The 23,508-nt window shown below is 34.0% G+C and carries 19 protein-coding genes; 16 read left to right on the top strand and 3 right to left on the bottom strand.

Annotated features, from left to right (window positions below; genetic code table 11):
• Window positions 1-93: 93 nt before the first annotated feature.
• From NEF87_RS00445 to NEF87_RS00435, 3 genes are all read left to right on the top strand, one after another.
• Complete coding sequence (locus NEF87_RS00445; RefSeq protein ID WP_371804396.1) at window positions 94-648, top strand: PadR family transcriptional regulator; 555 nt, start codon at window positions 94-96, stop codon at window positions 646-648.
• A complete protein-coding gene (locus NEF87_RS00440; RefSeq protein ID WP_457918160.1) occupies window positions 645-1,709 on the top strand; it encodes an HAAS signaling domain-containing protein in 1,065 nt (354 codons plus the stop codon). The genes NEF87_RS00445 and NEF87_RS00440 overlap by 4 nt, the downstream gene beginning before the upstream one ends.
• Window positions 1,710-1,857: 148 nt before the next feature.
• Window positions 1,858-2,613 (top strand): GNAT family N-acetyltransferase, encoded by a 756-nt coding sequence (locus NEF87_RS00435; protein ID WP_457918159.1) that lies wholly within the window; start codon window positions 1,858-1,860, stop codon window positions 2,611-2,613.
• 32 nt (window positions 2,614-2,645) lie between these two features.
• On the opposite strand, the gene NEF87_RS00430 is transcribed toward NEF87_RS00435, so the two are convergent.
• A complete protein-coding gene (locus NEF87_RS00430) occupies window positions 2,646-3,014 on the bottom strand; it encodes a RidA family protein (protein WP_371804393.1) in 369 nt (122 codons plus the stop codon).
• 171 nt (window positions 3,015-3,185) lie between these two features.
• Between NEF87_RS00430 and NEF87_RS00425 the strand changes: the two genes are divergently transcribed.
• Window positions 3,186-4,577: a CoA-binding protein gene (locus NEF87_RS00425; RefSeq protein WP_457918158.1), complete on the top strand. Its 1,392-nt coding sequence runs from the start codon at window positions 3,186-3,188 to the stop codon at window positions 4,575-4,577.
• Window positions 4,578-4,639: 62 nt separating this feature from the next.
• Here NEF87_RS00425 and NEF87_RS00420 read toward each other — a convergent pair whose 3' ends face one another.
• Complete coding sequence (locus tag NEF87_RS00420) at window positions 4,640-5,905, bottom strand: hypothetical protein (RefSeq protein ID WP_457918157.1); 1,266 nt, start codon at window positions 5,903-5,905, stop codon at window positions 4,640-4,642.
• A gap of 319 nt (window positions 5,906-6,224) precedes the next feature.
• Here NEF87_RS00420 and NEF87_RS00415 point away from each other — a divergent pair, with 319 nt between their 5' ends.
• From NEF87_RS00415 to thiS, 7 genes are all read left to right on the top strand, one after another.
• Complete coding sequence (locus tag NEF87_RS00415; protein ID WP_457918156.1) at window positions 6,225-6,611, top strand: 4Fe-4S binding protein; 387 nt, start codon at window positions 6,225-6,227, stop codon at window positions 6,609-6,611.
• Window positions 6,612-6,626: 15 nt separating this feature from the next.
• Complete coding sequence (locus NEF87_RS00410; RefSeq protein ID WP_457918155.1) at window positions 6,627-8,789, top strand: aldehyde ferredoxin oxidoreductase family protein; 2,163 nt, start codon at window positions 6,627-6,629, stop codon at window positions 8,787-8,789.
• Between the two features lie 123 nt (window positions 8,790-8,912).
• Window positions 8,913-9,290 carry a hypothetical protein gene (locus NEF87_RS00405; protein WP_457918154.1) on the top strand — a complete coding sequence of 126 codons (378 nt, stop codon included), beginning with the start codon at window positions 8,913-8,915 and terminating at the stop codon, window positions 9,288-9,290.
• On the top strand, window positions 9,287-9,622 hold the full coding sequence (locus NEF87_RS00400; RefSeq protein WP_457918153.1) for a hypothetical protein: 336 nt from the start codon (window positions 9,287-9,289) through the stop codon (window positions 9,620-9,622). The genes NEF87_RS00405 and NEF87_RS00400 overlap by 4 nt, the downstream gene beginning before the upstream one ends.
• Before the next feature lie 35 nt (window positions 9,623-9,657).
• The gene (locus NEF87_RS00395; protein WP_371804386.1) at window positions 9,658-10,458 is read left to right on the top strand and encodes a 4-vinyl reductase; all 801 of its coding nucleotides are present in this window, start codon (window positions 9,658-9,660) and stop codon (window positions 10,456-10,458) included.
• Between the two features lie 50 nt (window positions 10,459-10,508).
• Window positions 10,509-11,810: an MFS transporter gene (locus NEF87_RS00390; RefSeq protein WP_457918152.1), complete on the top strand. Its 1,302-nt coding sequence runs from the start codon at window positions 10,509-10,511 to the stop codon at window positions 11,808-11,810.
• Window positions 11,811-11,848: 38 nt separating this feature from the next.
• Entirely contained in the window at window positions 11,849-12,046 is a 198-nt protein-coding gene (gene thiS, locus NEF87_RS00385) for a sulfur carrier protein ThiS (protein ID WP_371804384.1), read from the top strand.
• Between the two features lie 134 nt (window positions 12,047-12,180).
• On the opposite strand, the gene NEF87_RS00380 is transcribed toward thiS, so the two are convergent.
• Window positions 12,181-13,314: an Lrp/AsnC family transcriptional regulator gene (locus NEF87_RS00380; RefSeq protein ID WP_371804383.1), complete on the bottom strand. Its 1,134-nt coding sequence runs from the start codon at window positions 13,312-13,314 to the stop codon at window positions 12,181-12,183.
• A gap of 997 nt (window positions 13,315-14,311) precedes the next feature.
• Here NEF87_RS00380 and NEF87_RS00375 point away from each other — a divergent pair.
• From NEF87_RS00375 to NEF87_RS00355, 5 genes are all read left to right on the top strand, one after another.
• Window positions 14,312-16,243, top strand: a complete 1,932-nt coding sequence (locus NEF87_RS00375) for an aconitate hydratase (protein WP_457920109.1) — start codon at window positions 14,312-14,314, stop codon at window positions 16,241-16,243.
• Between the two features lie 35 nt (window positions 16,244-16,278).
• A complete protein-coding gene (locus NEF87_RS00370) occupies window positions 16,279-17,562 on the top strand; it encodes an ATP citrate lyase citrate-binding domain-containing protein (protein ID WP_457918151.1) in 1,284 nt (427 codons plus the stop codon).
• Window position 17,563: 1 nt separating this feature from the next.
• On the top strand, window positions 17,564-19,396 hold the full coding sequence (locus NEF87_RS00365) for a citrate/2-methylcitrate synthase (protein WP_457918150.1): 1,833 nt from the start codon (window positions 17,564-17,566) through the stop codon (window positions 19,394-19,396).
• Between the two features lie 61 nt (window positions 19,397-19,457).
• A complete protein-coding gene (locus NEF87_RS00360; protein ID WP_457918149.1) occupies window positions 19,458-21,692 on the top strand; it encodes an NADP-dependent isocitrate dehydrogenase in 2,235 nt (744 codons plus the stop codon).
• Between the two features lie 318 nt (window positions 21,693-22,010).
• The gene (locus tag NEF87_RS00355) at window positions 22,011-23,453 is read left to right on the top strand and encodes an aspartate aminotransferase family protein (protein ID WP_457918148.1); all 1,443 of its coding nucleotides are present in this window, start codon (window positions 22,011-22,013) and stop codon (window positions 23,451-23,453) included.
• Window positions 23,454-23,508 lie beyond the last annotated feature (55 nt).

Here is a 23,508-nt window from a genome sequence, read left to right as displayed (position 1 = left end):
TTTGTAAACGTTTTTATAGGTGTTATACTATATTATGCATAGTATATGATCTATATTTACACTGATTTAAATTTAAATAAAAAATGAATTAAGATGATTAAACGAATAAAACAATTTCAACCTGAAGCTCTTATCAATTCTGAATCCTTCCGGAATTATTTGGAAAAATCGGAGTCTGAAATACTACGGGGAATTTCTACATTAACAATTCTAAAAATTATTGAAGATTTCAGTCCTACCGGAATTTATGGCTACCAGATGTTGAAAGAAATTGAAAAATCTTCGAAAAATATGTTAGTTATTGAAGAAGGGACATTGTATCCTTTATTGAAAAAACTTGTAAAAGAAGGTTTAATTGATGCGGAAGCTCGAATTTCGGATCAAGGAAGGCGAAGAAAATATTATTTCATTACCAATGAGGGAGCGAAAATTTCCAATCATTTAAACGGTTTTTTCTCCAAACTTATTGAATCGATTGCAGGATTATTTGATATAACAGTAAGTTTACCAGAAGAAAATTACTTTTTTTGTCCTAACTGTGCCAACAAGATTGACATCCTTGATAAGCAAATTAAATTTTGCGAAGTATGTGGTTTCAATTTAGAAGGTATTCTCCGTGGAGAAGAAGATATGGAGGGGCATTTATGAATACTCAAAAAAATGAAAATCAAATTATAGTAAACGAATATTTACATCAAATCGAAGAAAAACTACCTGGTTGGTTAAAAGAGAATCCCAAAGAAAGACAAAGTATAATTAATGAGATAGAAGAACATATCTGGGATAAAGCGGAAGATTTAGCTCAAGAAGAAGTTGTTTCAGAATCACATCTTTATCAAGCGATTCAATCAATGGGAACTCCAGATACTATTGCTAAAGAATATCGCAAACGAGGGACACCGCATATTTTTATCAGCAAAGAATGGTGGCCGTATTACAAGAAAGTTATTGGCGGTATTGGAATCTGTATGATAGGTATACTAATAATTTCGATCATTTACATAATTCGAAATTCTCAACCATTTTGGGATGTATTCACTACAGGATACAACTTATGGTCCGCATTTTTAACCATTTTACTTAGCATCTCCATTATTTTTATCGCATTATCATGGGAAGGTTTCCTACCCAGTGATTTAAAAGAAGAAGGCAAAAAGCATCGAGAGAGATATCATAGAGAACATCATCATGGGAAGAAGAACAAAAGTCGTCATTATATCAATTGGGACGAAAAATTACCTTTAGATACTAAGCATCTATTATCAAGTGGCATTTGGGAAATAATTTGGGCAATAATTTTCATCATCCAACCTTTCCAGGAATTGAACCTCAATTTTACCCCAGCCTTCCTGAGCATTATTATTTTCTGGGGTATTTTAGATTTATGCGGGGCTCTCATTAAACTTGCTCAAGTTTTTGCTGGAATGCAAAGAGTTATTGCCCAAAGGATATTTTTCATTCTAACAATTCTCATTAGTTACTTCTATATTCCCCTTTCAAGAAATATGCTTGCCGATCCTGAAGCTTTGCAAGTTTTTTCAAGTGTGTTTAAATGGGGATGGAATGCTTCATTCATTGCAAAATGGATATTGTATTTCATAATTTTTGGTTCTATCCTAAAAATTGTAGCATACGTGGTTAAACTTTTCACATACGAGATGAGATTAAATAAGTACATAGAATTGAAGGCTAAAACCACTTTTAACTAAAAAAGTCCAGATTTCTTCCTTTTTATTAAGGAAGGTATCATTTTTTTTTCTTTTCTTCTTATGGATTTTTTTGGCAGAAACAAATAAATAAACTAAAGAGGGAGTAAGTTTTTAGTAAAAAAAAAATTGTTTGTTAGATATGGGAAATATGGGTAATATTGAAATTATTGAGGTTGATGAGACAAATCTCTCAAAATATGGATTTTTATGCAATACGAATAAAAAGCATCCTGGTTACCAAGCAAAATTTGCATGGTTAACAGAGCAATTTAAAAATGGATTAATCATTCGACTTCTCCAAGTAGATGGAAAAACTCAAGGGTATATTGAAGCAATACCAGGGGAATTTGCATGGAGACCGATTGAGGCTAAAGGATATATGTTCATTCAATGCATATATACTAAAGCAAAAAAACTTCGGCAATTGGGCTATGCTTCAAAATTACTTAAAGAAATCGAGGAGTATGCCCAGGAAAAAGGAATGAAAGGAGTAGTAACTGTCACTTCTGAAGGATCTTGGCTTGCAGGAAAGTCAATCTTTATAAAAAACTCTTTCAAAGAAATCGAAAGTTATGATAGATTTAATCTAATGGTACATCAATTTCATAAAAATAGTCTTCCAAAGTTTAAAATTAATGAAGAAATGCTCATTAACTACAAAGGTCTAAACATTATATATTCTGCACAATGCCCCTATAATGTCAGTGTTTTACCCGATCTTCAGAAAACTGCAGATGATTTGAATCTTTCCCTAACATTACATGAAATTAAAACCCCAGAAATGGCACAACAAGTACCTTCACTTTACGGGACTTTTGTGCTAATTCATAATGGAAAGATTTTTGCTGATCATTATATATCCAAGACCCGATTTCGGAATATTTTAACAAAAGAAATAAAATAGGGTAGAAAGTAAAAATTAAAACAATATTTATCTTATAGTCCTGCAATTGCATCAATTTCAATTTTCCAGCTTGGATATAAGAGTTTACTTACAACTACTGCGCTCGCAGCAGGAAAATTGTAAATATGATGATCATGGAAAAATTGGGTATATTCAGCTCGAAAATCATTAATTGACACTTCAGATGTGCAAAATACAGTCATTTTTAAAATATTTTCAGCATTGCCATCTTCTTTCATTATAATTTTTTCTATCTTTTCTAAACAATTCCGTGTTTGTTCAGATATACTAGTAGGAACTTCGTCATGTAAATTTGGACCTTGTCCTGAAATGAAAAGTAAGTTACCAAACCGCACAGCATCACTAAATGGAGTTCCAGGATTAACAAACTTCTTATCCATAGTTAAGATTAGGAAACATCCTAAAAAAAAGTTGTTTTGAGGAAGGTAAGGAGAATTGGCTTTGAAGGTTTTTTTATAAGGAAGATACGAAACTTAGATAAAAAGAATTTCCGGATATAATTAAGAATTGGTGTAAAAAGGATTAAAAAGGTTTAACGGTAGAAACATAATATGGCAGTTCGGTCATTGGAAGATCGTTTTAAAACCTTCTTCAATCCACAATCTATTATTATAATTGGTGCTTCCCGGAATGAGTACACTTTCAATGGAGTGGTTGTGAAGAATTTATTAGAAGCACAATATCGTGGAAAAATCAATATTTATCACCCCTTTACTGATGAACTAATGGGAATTAAATGTTTGAAGACCCTAGACGAGATAAATGCTATTTCCCCTCAACCTGATTTAGCCATTATTTTAACTCAGCACAATATTTTAACTACTGTAGAATTTTTGGGACAAAACAACATTCAGAAAATCATGATTGAAACAGATACATCTGTTAAAAAATCCCCCTTTGAAGCAGAACAACTGATTATTAATTTGGAAAACCTTGCTAAAAAATGGGACTTGCAAATAATGGGTCCATCCATGATTGGAATCATAGATTTTCAAAATCGCTTTACTTCTTCAGTAATTCCAACCCGCTCGCATATTATTCAGCCAAATTTAAAAAATCGACCTGATAAAGGAGTGAGTTTTCTTGCTCAAAGCGGTGGACTTACCGGAGCTTGTGGCTGGTGGTCTCCCCGTCAAAAAATTCCTTTTGCAAAAATAATTCATATTGGAAAAAGTATTACAATATCTGAAGCGGATATTTTGGACTTCTTATTTGAAGATGAAGCCACCCTCTTAATCATTTTATATTTAAAAGATATTCCTTCCACCTTCATAGATGTTTTGCTAAAAAATAAACAAAAAAAGCCAGTTCTCTATAAATGTGTCGGGAAAGATCAAATTCATGAGGAAGCATTTCAACAAGCCGGTGCAATTAAGGTAGATAATTATATTGAACTTTTTGAATTTGCAAAAGTATTCTTATGGTGTCCTCCTCCCAAAAATAATTCTGTTGGAATAATTGGTCCATCCTCAGGAGCGATAAATTTACTCATTTCGGAAATGCGAAACCAAAATATCCATCTCGCACCTTTATCCAATGAAAATCGTGATGCCATATTGGATAAAGTAGGAGGTTCAACATGTGCACTTGGAAATCCGGTTGATTTTTGGCCTCCAAAAGAATTTGTTGGGACACAAATTTGCCAAGTCTATTATAATGCGAGTAATTCCTTATTACAAGATCAAAATGTAGGAACGCTATTTTTGGCATTAGAATTCTTTACAGAAATTGAATTTAACTTCTCAATTTTTGAAAATATCAAACGAAGATTTCCTAATAAACCAATTATTGCAATTACAATCCAAGCGGAAAGAGAAGGTCAAAATCGAATAATTGAGATTGGAACTGATCTTCAAATCCCCGTGTTTGTAGATGAAGTAGAACGTGGAATTAAAGCCTTAAAATGCCTGCTTAAATATTATGAAAAAGATGATGATTCTTAAAATTATCACACATAAAAGATTTCAAATCAGAAAGAAAAAAAAATATTTAAAAATGGATAAGATTATTCAAATATAGGCTTCAATCCATCAGGAACTTGTGCATTGCCCGGAGAATTAAATAGAACAAACGGATTCAATCCACATTTACATTTTTCGCCAATGACCAAATAAAATTCAAAATTATTATGGAGTGCTGAAGAACAAGATTTCATTTCGGTAAATTTAATTGGTTCTCCACATTCACAAAGAATTCGAGAATTGCTTTGGAAAGATGGAATCACAACGCGTGGATCATCAACGGAAGTAAATTTTGAGACACCTAATAAGGCTTCGGGGAGTTGGAAATCATTTTTTGAAGGATATTCAGCCAAATACTCGCTTAATGTACCATCATCATCGAAGGTTGCATTTTTTAACAATACAAAACTATCGTTATCATCTTCAGGAATTCCGCTTTTCCCATAATTAGATTGAACATTGCTTGGGCCCATACCTTCAGGATAGGAAAATTGATAAACCGAACTCAAAGGTTGGCCGCGAGTTCCACCTTGGGAACGAATAAATTGAACATTTTCATAATCATTTGACACTAAAACAAATTGGATTTTATCTAAAGTGACTTTATTATCTAGAAGTCGTTCCCGAGTATCATTGATGAGATCTTGAATAAAAGTCTTTAAATCTTGAATATTGGTGCGTTCTTGTTCCAGGACAGTTTTTGTATGAGCTAATTTGAATTTTTCCCATCGCTTTGTGAAAAATGATCGTAAGAATTGTGGACCCATACACATTATTAGAAAAACTGGGATTAGGATAAAAGTACTATTCGCTTCAGGAAACAAAGTCATCAAACCAAAATAACTCACCATCGCTAGGGCGTAAATCACCAAGCTCCACCGACTCATAGTTTTTTGGACATGGGCTTTGATTCCATTTTGTCGAGCAACGGATTCTCCAGTGGTGATGATTGATTGCATTTTTTCAGCAATATTCAATTGTTCATATTCTTCTCGGAGAAATAATCTACCTCCGTCACATTCTTCTGGCGCTTCCTCACCTCCTATTAAAGGATGGATGATTTCTTTTGAATATTTTTCAATTAATTTAGTTTGAAATATTAAATCAAAAGGATTTGAAGCGATATAATCACATACTTTGATTAAGCCGAGTTCTTTTTCCACAATTTCCTTGAAACCTAGTTTAATAGGTTCGGGAGGAAGTTCTTCAGCAGTGGCGCTAAGTTCTTCAACAGGACCTTCAGTTAAAGATTCATCAACAGAATCTCCATTCGATTCTGGACCGCGTTCGTATTCTTTATCCGATACCATTTATTTATCAACATTAAGATCGAAATTTTTGTTACATGATCGAGTGATTAGGAGTTTTTCAGATTTGCGTTTTTGCAAAAACAGCGTAAAGGATCGTACTTTGTTTGAATTTTTTTTTGATTTTAAAAGAAATTTAAAGGAGTCGATATTACTGGAAATTCATATCGAATGAATATCAACCCAATAATTTGATTGAAAAATATTCAAAATTTTACAAAATCGAGCAAAAAATATCCACTTTTAACCCTTTTTTAGAAAAACGAAAAGATTTTTCAAAGGCCAAAAATTAAAGTCCTCACTTGCTGGAGGTTCTTTAAACTTGAAAAGATTAGCCAAGAAAGAAGATTTGTGCACGGCGTGTCATGCTTGTGAAGATGCATGCTCTAAGCTCTATTTTAAGGAAGTTAATTCTTTAAAAGCATCATTGCGTATAAAAGTGAATGATGATGAGAGTAAAACGATTATTACTTGCACTCAATGTGGTAGGTGTGCCGAAGTATGCCCTGTTGAAGCCATTTATCAAGATAAAAAAGGTATCTATCGAATTCGAAAGAAGGATTGTGTTGGTTGTTTAATGTGTGTTGCCGCTTGTCCAGAAAATGCAATGTTTCAACATGATGCATTATTAGAGCCATTTAAATGTGTTGCTTGTGGAATTTGTGTGAAGGAATGCCCAACGGGAGCAATTTTTATAGAAGAATTCTAATTGTGAGGAATTAAAATGGATGTACAAAAATTAAAAGAAAATCATAAATTACTTAATAAATGGAATTATGATCTTGGTTCCATTGAAAAAGGATATAATAATCGCACATTGTATGTGAATGTATCTGATAATACAATAAAATCCAAGCCAATTACCCAAGAAATGAAAGATAAGTTCATTGGAGGAAAAGGATTCGGACTTCGCTATTTATGGGATGCGGTATCCCCCAATACGAAATGGAATGATCCTGAGAATGAAATCATCATAGGAACTGGTCCCGTTTGTGGAATTACCCAATATCCAGGCTCAGGAAAATCGCTTATCGTCTCAATTTCCCCTTTGACGGATATTGTGATTGATAGCAATGTTGGAGGGTATTTTGGACCTTATCTTAAATTTTCTGGCTTTGATGCCCTTGAACTTCAAGGAAAAGCAGAGAAAGATGTTATTATTGTCCTTGATGGAAATAATGGCACTGTTCAAATTGAAGAAGCACCCTTGGAATCTCATGATGCTCATATTTTATGTGAACAATTAACTGAAATGTATGCGGAAGATGAGAAAGACAAACGGAACGTCGCAGTAGTTTGTGCTGGTTCAGCAGCAGAACATACACTTATTGGAATGTTGAATTTTTCATTTTATGATCTTCGACGTAAAGTACCCCGAATAAAACAAGCAGGACGTGGAGGTATAGGAACAGTATTTCGGGATAAGCACATTAAAGCCTTAGTCATTAAATTTAAAGGTGTCAAAGGTAATCTTAATCATCCTGCAAAAATTGAATTGTTAAATAAAGCGGGATTACGATTACACCGAGAAATTGAAAAATTCGATAATGATCAATGCAGAATGAGACAAGTTGGAACAGCTAACATCATTGAAGTCATGGATCAATATGATCTTTTACCGACCCACAATTTCAAGTATGGAGCCCATAAAAATACCAAGAATATTGAATCTAACGTATTTCGGGATAAATTTCTGTCACAAAATTTACCTGATGGATGCTGGTATGGATGTTCTATGTCTTGTGCAAAAGCAGCCGATAATTTTGAATTGCTTTCGGGACCATATAAAGGACACAAAGTAACTGTGGATGGTCCGGAATATGAAAATGCTGCAGGTTTAGGGGCAAATATGGGATGTTTTGATCCACAATTTGTTATGGAAGCCAATTTCTACTGTGATACATATGGTATTGATATCATCTCCTTTGCCACTATGACTGCTTTCATAATGGAATGTTATGAAGCTGGAATCTTGAATAAAGAAATCACTGGAGGTTTGGATTTAAAGTTTGGAAATTCTCAAGATGCATTAAAATTACTTCACCAAATGTCTCGTGGAGAAGGATTCGGTAAAATTGCAGGCCAAGGAACACATAAAATGAAACAAATCTTTGCGAAAGAATATGGCGGAGACTTAGAGTTCATGGAAGATATCGGGATGGAACAAAAGGGATTAGAATATTCTGAATATCAAAGCAAAGAATCACTAGCTCAACAAGGTGGATATGGTTTAACCAATAAAGGCCCACAACACGATGAAGCGTGGTTAATTTTCATGGATATGGTAAATAATCAAATTCCATCCTTTGAAGATAAAGCAGAAGCCCTTCATTACTTCCCAATGTTTAGAACGTGGTTTGGACTTATGGGATTATGTAAATTGCCTTGGAATGATATTACTCCTGCAAGCAATAAAAATTATGAACCTCAAGAAGCAGCCAAAGTTCCTGAACACGTTGAAAATTATCGGTGGATCTTCGAAGGAGTTACAGGAAAACCATTATCTCGGGAAGAATTAATTTTGCAATCCGAACGAGTTTATAATTTTCAACGAATTTTCAATATTCGTTTGGGCAAAGGTCTTCGGAAGAATGATGCCGTTCCATATCGTGCAGCAGGTCCTGTCACTGAAGAAGAATATCTTTCCCGCCAAGATCGGTATGATAAACAATTACAAGAGTTAATGAACGTAGATCCTGCTAAAAAAACCACCGCAGAAAAAATTGCAATTGTAAGAAAATATCGATTAGAGCAATATGAAAAACTTACAGATGCAGTCTATAAGCGAAGAGGCTGGAATTCTAATGGAGTTCCAACAATTGAACATTTGAAGAAAATTGGTATGGACTTACCTGAACTAATTGAAGTAATTCTGCCTCTTCAATAATTTTTTTAATTTATTTATTAAACAAAATAGAAATTTGTTCCTTTTGTTATATCTCGTGAACTGTATTTTATTTATTTAAGTGTAAGGGAAGTTTAAAAAACACAAAAAAATAAGTAAGTCATAATGGTAATTCAGTGGGATACAATTCAGCAATTACGAGATGCATCAGAATTAACGACGATGATAATTGAATTAATTATTATTCTAGCGGCCATTTCGAACGTATTTGCATTAGTCTATTTACGAAAAAACTACCCTAAATTCACAAAAAAAGGATTTATTGAATTATTCATAGGATTTACCTTCATTACCTTACATTTCTTCTTTGATTTATTAGATACTTTAGTCACCAAAAAAATTGATGGTGAAACGGTATTTGTATACACCCTTTTTGATATGTTAGATGCCATCTTTTCCTTTTTAGGTTTATTCATAGTGGGATTTGCCTTTTACAAAATTGCAAAATATGGAATGGAATTATGGGAGGGTAAAGAAGAATGATCTTTATGACCCCTGCCCCAGAAATTAATTGGTTGGATGCAATTTTAGAAGGATTATCCCTTTTAGGATTTGTCTTCATCTTAGTTATGGCATTTTATGCTAAAAAGAAGAACAAAATTTTCGCTTCCAAAGGATTTCCATTAATGATTCTTGCCATTTCGATGGGGACAATATCTGCATTTATGGATTTGATTTCAGAATTTTATTGGATGGATAATTATGAACTCTTTAAATCAGTTATGTCAATATTATTAATCGTTGGGTTTTCATTATTTGCCCTATCTCTAATATTAGTGTTCAAATTTACGCAATTTATGATGGGAGAAGAATAAGTCAACAAATATTATGAAAGGAATTTGATCCATACATGCTACTCGAAATATTTATTATTCAAAAAGGGTCTTCATTTTTGCTTCTCCACAGATCATTTACTACAAAAACTATTGCGATGAATGGTGTTTTGTTTAGTGGAATGATTTCAGCAATTTCGCTTTTTACTAAGGAGTTAAAAATTGGGCAAATAACTCATTTCGAAACTGGAGATCATCGAGTTTTAATTTCATCTAATCAGGATATCATTGTTGTTGGGATTGTAGAAGAAAGTAAGGAAGATAATTTCGTTGAAATATCTCTAAAAAAGATTTCTGAACAATTTTATGAGCAATTCGGTCAAAATATAAAGAATTGGAATGGAGATACCCAGATTTTTGAACCTTTTGCCAAAAATGTTGATGAAATCGTTTATTCAGAATTCACTCAACTCTATATCTCAAAGGATTTTCCCAAGCATGTGATAAAGGTAATTCGACAATTTCAAGATAGATTCGAACCAAATGTTATGAAGTTAATTGGTTTTAAAGCAGGTCAAGTTAGAGCACGTAACATTAAAACTAAAAAACAATTAAAGAAGAAATTACGGAAGGAATTAGATCTAATATCAATAAATCATGTAAATGAGTTTACCGAAGAAAACTTAGAGATTGAAATAAACCTATGTCCGGTTTGTCGAGGAATTAAAAATGATAACTTTTCGTGCAAATTTATCGAAGGATTTATTGAAGGGTTCCTACAACATGAGTTACTTGCTGACATGACAATTAAAGCTAAAGAAACATCATGTATTGCTCATGGAGATAAAGCTTGCATTTTTTCGGTAGAAATGATATAAAATCAAATTCCTAAGTTTTTTCTTATTGAGTTCATTAAATTAATTATCACATGGAAGAAAACCAAGGAAAATTTACACAAGATTTCCGAGCTATGATTAATATTGTGTTTTGGAATGGCTTGGGGATGTTTTTTTTAGAATTTATAATTCTTTATTTTTGCAATCAAGTTTTGCATGCCAGTGCCACAGACATTGGAATGCTCGTTTCAGTCCAGATTTTAGGTTATTCTATAAGTTCTCCCATTGCTGGAGCTTTGACGGATAAAATATCAAAAAAGAAACTTGTTCTATTGGGATCCTTTGGAAGAGCAACCGCCTATTTAATTATATATGCCGGAATTATACTTAAAACACTCTGGATCATGGGATGGGGTACTTTTTCAATAGGTTTTGGGGCGGGATTTTTTTGGGTCTCATTAGACACACTTCTTTCAGAGAAATCAAACAAAAAAAATCGCACTCAAGCCTATGGAATGCGAATGGCGGCTGTCGGAAGAGGACAACTTCTTGGTTCGGTGATAGGATTTACAATATTTGGATTTGCTCAAGGTAATAATTTATCCCCATTTTTATTGTTTTCTCCAATACTATTGTATAGCATGGCCAATTTCTATGCTGGATTCAAATTTAGAAATAAAGTTGATGATAAAATAAAATTTGTGGATGAAGAAACCTCTAATTCCGAAGAGAAAATATCTTCTACTCTCACCCTTAAAAAAAACTGGATTTATGGAATTTTATTTCTCTACTTAGTCATTCTGCTTAGTAATTTCAATGGTTCATTAGCAAAACCATTTATTCAGATATATTTAATGGAATTTATCACACAAAATACAGATTTAATTTTAGCGGCTTATTTCTGTAATGGAATATTAACAACAATTCTTGCTCCAAAATTGGGTAAGATTATTGACAAAATTCGACCAGAGTGGGGCATATCCTTAGCAAGCATAGCTGGAGCTCTTTTTACATTATTATTATTGCAGACTTATAACTTCTACCTCTTCACTTTTTTAATGATAATCGATTTTACTATTGCTTCTGTGGCAGGATTATCAATCCAAAATATTTTAAGCCGGATTTCTGAACGAAACCGGGGAAAAATTTTTGGATTTCAAAACTTAATGGGAAATATTGGAAGTATCTTGGGCCCAGTACTCGGAGGTATCTTATGGGATTCCTTTAGACCCCAAACTCCATTTATAGTTTCAATTTACATTGAACTAGCGTTAATTCCTTTCTTTTTATTAGCCATTAAATCAATTTCACCTTATTTAGCTGAGAAAATTGAAGAAAAAAAAACAATTTCAAATCAAGAAAATCAATTTCAAACAGACCTTGCTAAGGAATAACCTTTTTTTTGGGTTTTGATTACTAAGATGTGAAGTTTATGATAACTGTGAATAATCGGGATTTTCAGTGGTTCAAAGGGATGACAGTTACTAAAATGTTGGAGCTCCACAAATATACATTTCCAGAGATCATGGTCAAAATTAATGGGGAATTTGTTGAAAAAAAAGATTACAAAAATACCCTTATCCAAGATGGAGATGAAGTACTGGCCATCCATATGTTTGGTGGAGGCTAGTATCAAGCTGATATACACCCATACGTGTCAATAATTGTCGAACGAATACAGAAATAAAAATTGAGCAATATCAAAGATGGATATAATATGTAACTACCCTCTAAATGATAAAAAACGGAAATAAGAAAATAATGTTATTCTTCAGCGAGATCTGAAAGTAAAATTTTTTCTGTAATAGGAGCAAACTTGAAATATTTAATAATCTCCATCTGATCAAACACATATTTCTTAGGAGCAGGATTGTAAGTTAAAATATTCTGATCTTTCAAATATGTAAATTTTCGCATCTTATCTTCTTTGTAATCGGCATAAGTTGCGTAGACAGAAAGCATTACAGCGTTAAACTTTCGATGGGCAAAAAATAGAGTAGATTTGGAATTAATCATCTCAAAGTCTTCAAATTGAGGGGGGTGATTTGGATTAAATCTGAATGTGTAAAAAACCATTATATCAAATCCAATACTTTTTAAATCTGGGATAATCATTTTCTTGATTAAACCTTCGGCAAGAAATTTTCGTTTCATACGAGCCACAGTATGGCGCGAAAGCTCTACATTTTCGTCTTCTCCAATTTTTTCCATTGTCATATTTGGATTTTTAATTAAAGCGACTAACACTTTTCGTTCTTTTAATGATAATGGTTTTATTGACCCATCTTCAAACCATTTTGGTCGGATATACGGTTCATCAGGGTTTTCTTTGGAAGCGATGTTGAAATAATCCTCTAAAATCCGATCACACGCAAAAAAGGAATCAATATTGCTTAATTTAAATGGGAAAATTAATTCAGTGGGAGTATTATTTTCTAAAAGTCCCAATTGACCAAACGTCTCTGTCCGGACTTCATTAATATTTGCGAAACTAGAAAAATCTTTGGAAAAGCTAAGAGAAAAACCTTTTTCTAATTCACCCAAGGAAAAGAATATTTCTTCAAATGTCTCAATTTTTTCGGATGTAATTTTGATTCTTTCTTCCAATGGGATGATAGGATTAAATGTGCTAGAAATAATTCCAAGTATTTCACATCCTAATCGATTTAACATAGGAATATAGAGTGTTTTGAAAAATTTTTGTTCTTCCAACCGCTTTTTTATAGAAGTTAATGTTGAATCCTTCATATCGAGGAGCTGTGCCAATTGTTTATCATTTTTATCAGGAAACTTTACAAGTCCATAAAGCACCAGTTCTTCATTTTTTGTTAAGGGTTTGTAGGATTCTGTCATTATTCGATCTTTCCAAATTACAACTTTTGAGATATAATTATCCATTTACCCGACAGAATATTTAAAGCTTGTGGCTTAATGGACTATTTTTAAGTATATATTGCTCATACTATAACTTTATTTAAAAAGATCTTGTCATCAGAGGTATCTTAAATTTAAATGTCTATGAATTACTTTTGCCTTTATGATAAAATAATTTTTCAAGAAAATCACAAAGAATTTCTATAGAATAATGACTACTCCCAAAAAGATGCGATAACAAGGAAAGCAAATACGTTTGGATCAATTACTTCAATTACCGTATTCTTAGTAAATGGATTTAAAATTAATCAATCTTTTAGAAGCTATTATTATAATATAAATTTCTTTGGATTTGAAGAGAGCAAAAGAAGTAGCCAAACTCACCATAAGACCGCCAAAAATAATGAATATAAATAACATTTTAGGTTTTTTTCTAAAATAAATTAATCTACTCATAATGTGACAAGTGATCAAGTAGCAGGCTTAAAATAAAGTTACAAAAATCAAAATTAAAAATTCTTTTTTTTAGTATTATAAAAATAAAAATGAAAAATAAGTCAAAAATTGAAAAAATAACTGTGGTTAAATTTTCTACATCATTAATTTTTCTGTAAAACAAAAATTTTTGTAGACGCCTCACAATTTTGTAAATTTCATATTTATGGAATACTGAAATACCAATTAATGCTCATTTTCATGATCGAGTCTATAGTAAAATGGGATCATGTTGCATATTTTTATGATCTGAGATTAATTTTAAGAAAGATTTATATTTGGATTTTCTAATATAAATATTAAGTAAGTACATTTGCCCAAGAACGCATATTATTTATAACCTAATTCGTGAGATTGGACAAATAGTAAGACGATAATTTACCATCTTTGGAAAAGTTTTTAATGATAAAACCACATAAATTGGAATTTATTGATATTAAATCGCTATTTCTTATCTGTCATCCAAGTGATGCAAGTTCTCGTTATTTACAATTTTTCAATACTAAATTTTGAGGTTTATGCTAAAATGACAAGTGTTGCGAGAAAAATATTGAAAGAGCACATTGTTGAAGGGGCATGGGAAGTTGGTAAGGAAATTGGTATTAAGATCGATCAAACCTTAACTCAAGATGCAACTGGAACAATGGCTTATTTACAATTTGAAGCCATGAAAGTGAAACGTGTGACAACTGAACTCTCCGTTTCCTATATAGACCATAATACTCTCCAATCTGACTTTAAAAATCCTGATGATCATCGATATTTAATGTCAATTGCAGACAAATACGGAATTAAATGTTCCCGACCAGGAAATGGAATCTGTCATCAAGTGAACTTGGAAAGATTTGCCCGACCTGGAAAAACATTAATTGGATCTGATTCACATACTCCTACAGCGGGAGGAATGGGACAAATAGCAATCGGTGTTGGAGGATTGGATATAGCTATCGCAATGCGAGGAGGTTCATTCCACTTAAAAACACCTAAAATTATGGGGATTAAACTTACCGGAAAATTACAACCCTTCGTTGCGGCCAAAGATGTAATCTTAGAAGTATTACGCCGAATCGGAGTTAAGGGTGGTGTAGGGCACATTTTAGAATATTTTGGACCAGGTGTGAAAACCTTAATTGTTCCCGAACGTGCAACAATAACCAACATGGGTGCGGAAACTGGTGCAACTACTTCTGTGTTTCCATCCGATGAAATTACAAAACAATTTTTAGCCTTAGAAGGGCGAGAAGATCAATGGATCGAACTTCCTGAAGGGAAAGATGAAGATTTTGATGAAATTATGGAAATAAATTTATCAGAACTTGAACCTTTGATTGCTAAACCTCATTCCCCAGGAAATGTTGTGCCATTATCCGAATTATATGGAATGAAAGTGGACCAAGTTGCAATCGGTTCGTGTACAAACAGTTCTTTAAAAGATTTATGGACAGTTGCTCAATTATTGAAAGGAAAGAAAATAGCTCGTGCCACAGTCCTTGGAATCTCACCTGGATCTAGACAAGTTGTTGCAGAACTGGCAAAAGATGGTAGTTTAGCTAATTTCTATGCAGCAGGAGCACGAATGCTGGAAAATGCATGCGGTCCATGTATCGGAATTGGATTTGCACCAAAAACTAATGCTGTTCGACTTTGTACTTTCAATCGAAACTTCTTTGGAAGAAGTGGTGTAAAAAGTGCTAATGTGTATTTAGTTAGCCCAGAAGTCGCAGTTGCAGCGGCTATTTTTGGAGAAGTGACCGATCCTCGTAAACTTGGAGATTATCCAAAATTCAAAATGCCAGAATCGTTAGAAATTGATGATTCCATGATATTGGAACCAGCTTCAGTAGAAAAAGCCGATGAAGTGGAAATCATCCGCGGTCCTAATATAGCCCCGTTGCCCGATTTCTTCCCATTACCAGATCAATTTGATCATCTTTCCGTAGTTATTAAAGTAGAAGATGATATTACAACGGATCATATTATGCCAGCCGGTGCTAAAATATTACCCTTGCGTTCAAATCTACCTTTGATCAGCATGCATGTTTTTGAGCAGATTGATGAAGATTTTCCAAATCGAGCATTAAAAGCGAAGGAAGCAGGTGGTGGTGTTGTTGTTGGAGGATCAAATTATGGTCAAGGCTCTAGCCGAGAACATGCGGCTTTAGCTCCCATGTATTTAGGTATAAAAGCAAAATTAGTCAAATCTTATGCACGAATTCATAAAGATAATCTTGTAAACTTTGGGATTTTACCGCTGGAATTCAAAAATGAAGAGGATTATGATAAAATCAAGCAAGGAGATATTCTCTCCATAAAAAATATCATAGCATCTTTAAAAGAAGGTAAAGATATCATTGTTCGTAATGAAACCCAAGGATTTGATATCCATTCCACCTATAATTTATCCGAACGTGAAACTGACATTATTATTGCAGGTGGAAGTTTGACCTACGGGTCATAATTTTTTTTTTAAATAAGACAAAGAAGGAAATACAAATGGCTCAAAAACCAATCTATGAATATGACGGAAAAAAGCTCTTAGCTAGCCAAATTCCAAAATATTTCCCGGAGTTCAAATTCCACAATAAACTTGCGGTACTTACTCCAGAAACCGATATTGACAAGTTGGCAGAAGAATTACCATGGTTAAAAACCGACAAACTTGTTGCAAAACCAGACCAATTATTCGGAAAACGAGGTAAAGCAAATTTACTTTTGTTAGATGCCAATTTGGATCAATTGAAAGCCTTTGCGGCGGAGAAATTGGACAAAGTATTTGAAATTAGTGGTAAAAAAGGAAAATTGACTCGATTATTAGTCGAACCTTTTGTCCCACATGAGAAAGAATATTATGTTTCCATTACATCAGATCGAGATTATGATATAATCCACTTCAGTTTAGAAGGAGGAATTTTCGTTGAAGAAAATTGGGATAAAGTTACTCATATTAAAGTTCCATTTACAGCAGATCTTGCAACCTTTGATTTCAAAGGACAATTACCAGATTTAGGTGATTTTGGAGATGTTGTTGTTCCATTTGTTAGAGCGCTCTTGCATGTTTATCAAGATCAAGACTTTGCCTTCTTAGAAATTAACCCATTTGCAATAACAGCAGAAAAAGAAATTGTTCCATTAGATTTGAAATCTCGCTTAGACAATACTGCATATTTCTTACATAATGATACATGGAACACACCTGATGCACCAGTAGAATTTCCAGGCGGATTTGGTATGGAATTAACCGAATCTGAACAATTTATTGACAGTTTAGATGCAAAAACTGGTGCTTCATTAAAGTTCAATTTATTAAACCCTGATGGCCACATTTGGACTCTATTATCTGGAGGAGGTGCTTCTGTAATCTTTACAGATACCATCGCAGATTTAGGTTTTGGAATGGAACTTTCCAATTACGGAGAATATTCTGGAAATCCATCTCTAGAACATACTCAATTATATGCCGAGACAGTAATTGATTTAATGACCAAAAACCCAGATCCTGCAGGAAAACCAAAATATCTTTTCATTGCTGGAGGCATTGCAAACTTCACAAATGTAAAAGCGACCTTTTCAGGAATTGTAAAAGCCTTCCGAAAGAAAGTCGATCAATTGAAGAAAGCTAATGTGAAGATCTACGTTCGTCGAGGTGGACCTTATGAAAAAGAAGGGTTACAAATGATGAAAGAAATTGGAATAGAATTAGGTTTAGATATTGAAGTACATGACCGTTATACACCCTTAACTCGAATTGTACCCTTAGCCTTAAAAGGAGGAAATTAAAATGGAAGATTACGAATTATTTAATGAAAAGACCCAAGCCATAGTTTATGGTTTTCAAACCAAAGCAATCCAACGGATGATCGATTTCGATTATGTCTGCCGACGTGAAACACCTTCTGTAGCAGCCGTTATTCGACCAACCCAAGGACCTGCAGTAGCAACTCACAAAGTATTCTTTGGAGTAAAAGAAATAATCATCCCAGTATATAAATCATTTAAACTTGCAGCTGAAAGACACCCTAATGCTGATGTAGTAGTAAATTTTGCTTCATTCCGTTCTTCATTCGAGACGAGTAAAGAAGCATTGGAAACAGACTCTATCCGTACGGTTGCAATTATTGCTGAAGGAATTCCAGAACGTCAAAGTCGAATTTTAGGAAAAATAGCCCGTGATCGAAATAAAATGATCATTGGTCCTGCAACTGTTGGAGGAATTCGTGCTGGTGCTTTCAAGATTGGAAACACCGCTGGAACTACCGAGAATGTTATACTCTCAAAAATGTATCGCCCTGGTTCAGTCGGATTTGTTTCCAAATCAGGTGGAATGAGCAATGAAATGAACTTCATGATTGCCCAAAATTCCGATGGTATCTTTGAGAGTATTGCAATTGGTGGAGACCGATATCCTGGTGCTTCGTTAATTGATCACTTATTACGATATGAGAAAAATCCCAAGATCAAAATGTTAGTATGTCTCGGTGAAATCGGGGGAACTGACGAATATAAAATTGTGGAAGCTTTAAAAACAAAGCAAATAACTAAACCTTTAGTTATTTGGGTAACTGGAACGGCTGCCAAAATTTTACCAAAGGGATTACAATTCGGACATGCAGGTGCCATGGCTGGGAGTGATTTAGAAACAGCAGAAGCGAAAAATAAGGCATTAAAAGAAGCTGGAGCCCATGTGCCAAGTACTTATGATCATTTTGGAGAATTAATTGCTGAAGTATTCAATAAACTCAAATCTGAGGGAAAAATTGAAGAAATTGTTGAAGTTGAACCACCAAAGATTCCAATGGACTTTGCTCAAGCACTCAAAGAAGGTTTAGTACGGAGACCAACTGATGTTGTTGTCAGCATTTCTGATGATAGAGGAGATGTTCCAACCTATAATAAGAAAGGGTTAGATGCTATTATCAAAGAAAATAAATCTTTAGGATATGTTATTGGAATGCTTTGGTTTAAGAAAGAATTACCTGATTATGCTCAAGAGTATGTTGAAATGGTAATTAAACTTACAGCAGACCATGGTCCAGCAGTAAGTGGTGCCCACAATGCAATAGTCACAGCTCGTGCAGGCAAGGATTTAATGTCTTCCTTAGCCACAGGTATTCTAACCATTGGACCACGATTCGGTGGTGCGATTTCTGATGGTGCTCGATACTTCCGAATGGCTTATGATAAAGGAATGAGCCCTACTGAATTTATTTCTTATATGAAGAAAGTAGAGAAGAAAAATATCCCTGGAATTGGCCATCGGATCAAATCTGTCCAAAATCCTGATGTCCGTGTAGTTCTTTTGAAAGACTATGTAATGAAAAATTTCCCAAAACATCCATACCTTGATTATGCTTTAGAAGTAGAAAAACTAACAACATCAAAACGAAATAACTTAATTTTGAATGTTGATGGGTGTATTGGAATTTGTTTCTTAGATTTATTGGAGAACTTAGATTTCACTACTGACGAAAAAGATGATGTTATCTCCAGTGAAGCATTGAATGGTCTTTTTGTATTAGGGCGATCTATTGGTATGATGGGACATGTTTTTGATCAAAAACGACAACGATCACGACTCTATCGTCAACCTTGGGATGAAATCCTTTACGATTAAACCCCATTCTTTTTCTTTTTTTTATTTTTTCAAAACAAAATTATAAAAAGTGACTCATATCATGACTCAATCTAATGAAAAAATTATTTATACAAGAGTAGACGAAGCTCCACGGCTAGCCACCTATTCTTTACTTCCAATTGTCAAGAAATTCACAGAAGTGGCAGGGATCGAAATAGAAACGAAGGATATCTCTTTGGCAGGAAGAATAATTGCTAATTTCCCTCAATACTTAACCGAAGAGCAACGACAACCGAATGCCTTAGAAGAATTAGGAGAATTAGTTCTCCAACCAGAAGCGAATATAATTAAACTTCCAAATATCAGTGCATCAATTCCACAGATAAAAGCAGCAGTTAAAGAATTACAAGAAAAAGGTTACAAGATTCCAGATTATCCAGAGGATCCTCAAACAGATGAAGAAAAGAAGATTCAAAAAACATTCAATATTGTTAAGGGAAGTGCCGTAAATCCTGTAGTAAGAATGGGGAATTCTGATCGACGAGTTCCTACTCCGGTTAAAAATTATGCTAAAAAAAATCCGCATTCAATGGGTAAATGGACTAAAGAATCCAAATCTCATGTTGCAACAATGAAAGCAGGAGATCTTAGAACCACCGAGATTTCCAAAACTATAACCGAGCAAACAGCGGGTAATAGTAGAATCGAATTTATTGATACAACAGGTAAAAAGACAGTTCTTTTAGGAAAATTACCATTAATCCCCGGAGAGATTATTGATGCTTCAGCCATGAGTAAAAATGCTTTACGAACCTTTTTAGAAGAACAAGTAAAGGATGCAAAAGAAAAAGAAATACTATTTTCAATTCATTTGAAAGCAACTATGATGAAAGTTTCTGATCCAATCATTTTTGGGCATGTGGTCTCAGTATACTTCAAAGAGGTATTTGAAAAACATGCGGAAACATTTAAACAACTTGGTATCAGTCCAAATAATGGATTAGGAGAACTTTATGCTAAAATCAAAAGTTTATCTTCTGAAAAACAAAAAGAAATAAATGATGATATTGATGCGTGTTATTCAAAGAACCCCAAGCTTGCAATGGTTAATTCTGATAAAGGTATCACAAACCTTCACGTTCCAAGCGATGTTATCATAGATGCTTCTATGCCTGCAGCTATTCGAAATGGTGGACAGATGTGGGGTCCAGATGGTAAGGCTTATGATACCAAATTCGTTATCCCAGACAGTAGCTATGCGGGAGTTTTTCAAAAAACCATTGACTTTTGTAAAGAGCATGGTGCATTTAATCCTTCAACTATGGGATCTGTCCAAAATATTGGTTTAATGGCACAAAAAGCGGAAGAATATGGCTCCCATAACAAAACTTTTGAAATTCATGGTCAAGGAGTTGTTCAAGTTTTATCTGAATCTAATGAAGTTTTACTTGAACGAAAAGTTGAAGATGGTGATCTTTTCCGAATGTGTCAAACAAAAGATTTACCAGTTCAAGATTGGGTAAAATTAACTGTGAATCGAGCACGAACAACGGGCTTTCCAACGGTATTCTGGTTAGATGAAAATCGAGCCCATGATGCAGAACTCATTAAGAAGGTCAATGTATATTTGAAAGATCATGATACAACGGGATTAGACATAAAAATAATGGCTCCAGATGACGCAACTCAAAATGCCTGTGAAATTATCCATCAAGGAAAAGACGCTATTGCAGTAACTGGTAATGTGCTTCGAGATTATCTTACAGATCTTTTTCCAATCCTTGAAGTTGGGACAAGTGCAAAGATGCTTTCTATCGTGCCATTAATGAATGGGGGAGGCTTATTTGAAACAGGGGCGGGTGGTTCAGCTCCAAAACACGTGCAACAATTCATGGCAGAAAATCATTTACGGTGGGATTCCTTAGGAGAATTCATGGCTTTACCTGGTTCATTAACTCATATAGGTAAAAGAACTAATAATCCAAAGGCACTTCTTCTTTCTGAAACACTTGATAAAGCCGTTGAAAAATATTTAGATAATAACAGATCTCCTTCTCGAAAAGTTAATGAAATAGATAATCGAGGATCTCATTTCTATTTAGCGATGTATTGGGCTCAAGAACTAGTTTCACAAACTAAGGATGAAGAAATGAAAAATAAATTCACCAACCTAGCAAAAACCTTAGCTGAAAATGAGTCAAAAATTGCCAATGAATTACTTGCAGTACAAGGTAAACCGATTGATATCGGAGGATATTATAAACCTGTTGAAGAATTGGCAATAAAGGCAATGTGTCCAAGTGAAACATTCAATAATGCTTTAGATGCATTATAAAAAAATTGAATGACCAACCTATTTTAAAAAGGATTCAATTTACCTTTTTTTTTCATACTTCTTTTCCAAATTGACTTAATTTTTTGAATTTTTAATTGAACTTTGGTGGAATTATGTGCACATCTTTGTACTTTTATTTATTGAAATATGAAATTAACTCCAAAACTCTTCCTTATGAACGGTGAAAAATTATTTTTGAACAAAATAGTTTGTGAGAATTTTTTGAAAATCGTTGCTGAGAGTTTTTTAAACACATCAACTAAAAGAACGATAAGAGCAATAATATTTATAGCTTAGGAATTCTTTAAAGTGAAAATAATGACCGAACACAAATACGGACTCACTCATTGGCCAGATGCGAACGAAATCCGGTCAAAATTAGATATTTTGGTAAGTCAAGATTTACGAACCTTCAAAGACGGAGTCATGGACAATTATCTCCAATATTTTGAGACCAAATGTCAAAAATCCAAAGAAATTACAACTCTGGCAAAAAAATTTATTCCTGGAGGAGTACAACATAATTTAGCTTTCAATTATCCTTTTCCCATCTGTATCGAAAAAGCAGATGGGGCCTTTATGTGGGATAAAGACGGAAATAAATATATAGACTTTTTGCAGGCAGGAGGTCCAACACTTCTTGGAAGTAATTGGAAGCCTGTTAGAGATAAGGTTATTGATGTGCTCAATTCATGTGGACCCGTTACGGGATTATTCCATGAATATGAATTGAAGATAGCAGAATTAATCAACCACCACATGCCAAATGTCGAAATGATTCGATTACTTGGAAGTGGTACTGAAGCTGATATGGGAATTGCGAGATTGGCAAGAGTATTTACAGGAAAGAAAAAAATAATAAAAGAAGGAGGGGCGTATCATGGTTGGAGTGATCAATTTGTTTATGGATTGCACATACCAGGAACTGCAGATTATGAAGCTCATGGGATTCCACACGGTTGTCTAAAAAATACTCAAGAATTTTTCCCAAATGATATTGAAGAATTAAGAACTTTATTAGTTAAAAATGTGAAGCGCGGAGGAACAGCTGCAGTCTTTTTAGAACCATTTGGTCCTGAATCTGGAACACGACCTCGAGATAAAGAATTTTGCAAACAAGCACGGGAATTATGCGATGAATTCGAGACTTTATTGGTGTTTGATGAAGTGGTTACTGGCTTTAGATCAGGAATGGGAGGTGCCCAAGGTTATTTTGGTGTAAAACCAGATTTAACAACCTTTGGGAAAATAATTGCTGGGGGTTACCCTATGGCAGGTGGAATAGGTGGAAGAGCTGATATTGTAAGTTGTGCGGCAGCAGGTGTTGAAACAGGGAAACAAAGGGCCTATGTTGGAGGCACGCTTTCTGCGAACCCATTAACTTGTGTAGCGGGCTATTGGGCAATTAAGGAAATTGAACGCACAGAAGCTTATTATAAGGCAGCCCTAGCAGGAGATCGATTGATTAACGGAGTCCAAAAGTTGATTGATCAATTTGATTTGCCTTTTGTGGCCTATAATCAAGGTTCATTATGCCATGTTGAAACAGCTGGAGCAATGTTAGTTGACATGGCAAAAAATGGCGCTTTAGAAGATGCATTTAGTCGAAAGGCAGCCATGCACGAGATTGGTGCCGCTTATATGGCCGAAGGGATGATCACATTAGCGGGAAGTAGATTATATACAAACATGACAGATACAGATGATGTAATCGACGATGCGCTTGTTAGATTTGAACGTGTTTTTTCAAGCTTTGCGTAAAAATGGATTACTATTACTTCAGCCTTTTTTTCTTTTTTCACTTATTTCGACCGAA

This window comes from Candidatus Lokiarchaeum ossiferum, from assembly GCA_025839675.1.
Taxonomy (GTDB): Archaea; Asgardarchaeota; Lokiarchaeia; order Sigyniarchaeales; family Promethearchaeaceae; genus Lokiarchaeum; species Lokiarchaeum ossiferum.
Note: the sequence above shows the minus strand (reverse complement) of the source record. Positions and strands in the feature narration are given on the sequence as shown.

Excerpts from the sequence above, each read along its gene's own strand:
- NEF87_RS00420 (WP_457918157.1), bottom strand. The coding sequence starts at position 5,905 with ATGGTATCGGATAAAGAATACGAACGCGGTCCAGAATCGAATGGAGAT.
- NEF87_RS00400 (WP_457918153.1), top strand. The coding sequence starts at position 9,287 with ATGATCTTTATGACCCCTGCCCCAGAAATTAATTGGTTGGATGCAATT.
- NEF87_RS00445 (WP_371804396.1), top strand. The coding sequence starts at position 94 with ATGATTAAACGAATAAAACAATTTCAACCTGAAGCTCTTATCAATTCT.
- NEF87_RS00390 (WP_457918152.1), top strand. The coding sequence starts at position 10,509 with ATGGAAGAAAACCAAGGAAAATTTACACAAGATTTCCGAGCTATGATT.
- NEF87_RS00405 (WP_457918154.1), top strand. The coding sequence starts at position 8,913 with ATGGTAATTCAGTGGGATACAATTCAGCAATTACGAGATGCATCAGAA.
- NEF87_RS00430 (WP_371804393.1), bottom strand. The coding sequence starts at position 3,014 with ATGGATAAGAAGTTTGTTAATCCTGGAACTCCATTTAGTGATGCTGTG.
- NEF87_RS00395 (WP_371804386.1), top strand. The coding sequence starts at position 9,658 with ATGCTACTCGAAATATTTATTATTCAAAAAGGGTCTTCATTTTTGCTT.
- NEF87_RS00365 (WP_457918150.1), top strand. The coding sequence starts at position 17,564 with ATGGAAGATTACGAATTATTTAATGAAAAGACCCAAGCCATAGTTTAT.
- NEF87_RS00410 (WP_457918155.1), top strand. The coding sequence starts at position 6,627 with ATGGATGTACAAAAATTAAAAGAAAATCATAAATTACTTAATAAATGG.
- NEF87_RS00355 (WP_457918148.1), top strand. The coding sequence starts at position 22,011 with ATGACCGAACACAAATACGGACTCACTCATTGGCCAGATGCGAACGAA.
- thiS (WP_371804384.1), top strand. The coding sequence starts at position 11,849 with ATGATAACTGTGAATAATCGGGATTTTCAGTGGTTCAAAGGGATGACA.
- NEF87_RS00375 (WP_457920109.1), top strand. The coding sequence starts at position 14,312 with ATGACAAGTGTTGCGAGAAAAATATTGAAAGAGCACATTGTTGAAGGG.
- NEF87_RS00380 (WP_371804383.1), bottom strand. The coding sequence starts at position 13,314 with ATGGATAATTATATCTCAAAAGTTGTAATTTGGAAAGATCGAATAATG.
- NEF87_RS00360 (WP_457918149.1), top strand. The coding sequence starts at position 19,458 with ATGACTCAATCTAATGAAAAAATTATTTATACAAGAGTAGACGAAGCT.
- NEF87_RS00425 (WP_457918158.1), top strand. The coding sequence starts at position 3,186 with ATGGCAGTTCGGTCATTGGAAGATCGTTTTAAAACCTTCTTCAATCCA.
- NEF87_RS00370 (WP_457918151.1), top strand. The coding sequence starts at position 16,279 with ATGGCTCAAAAACCAATCTATGAATATGACGGAAAAAAGCTCTTAGCT.
- NEF87_RS00435 (WP_457918159.1), top strand. The coding sequence starts at position 1,858 with ATGGGTAATATTGAAATTATTGAGGTTGATGAGACAAATCTCTCAAAA.
- NEF87_RS00440 (WP_457918160.1), top strand. The coding sequence starts at position 645 with ATGAATACTCAAAAAAATGAAAATCAAATTATAGTAAACGAATATTTA.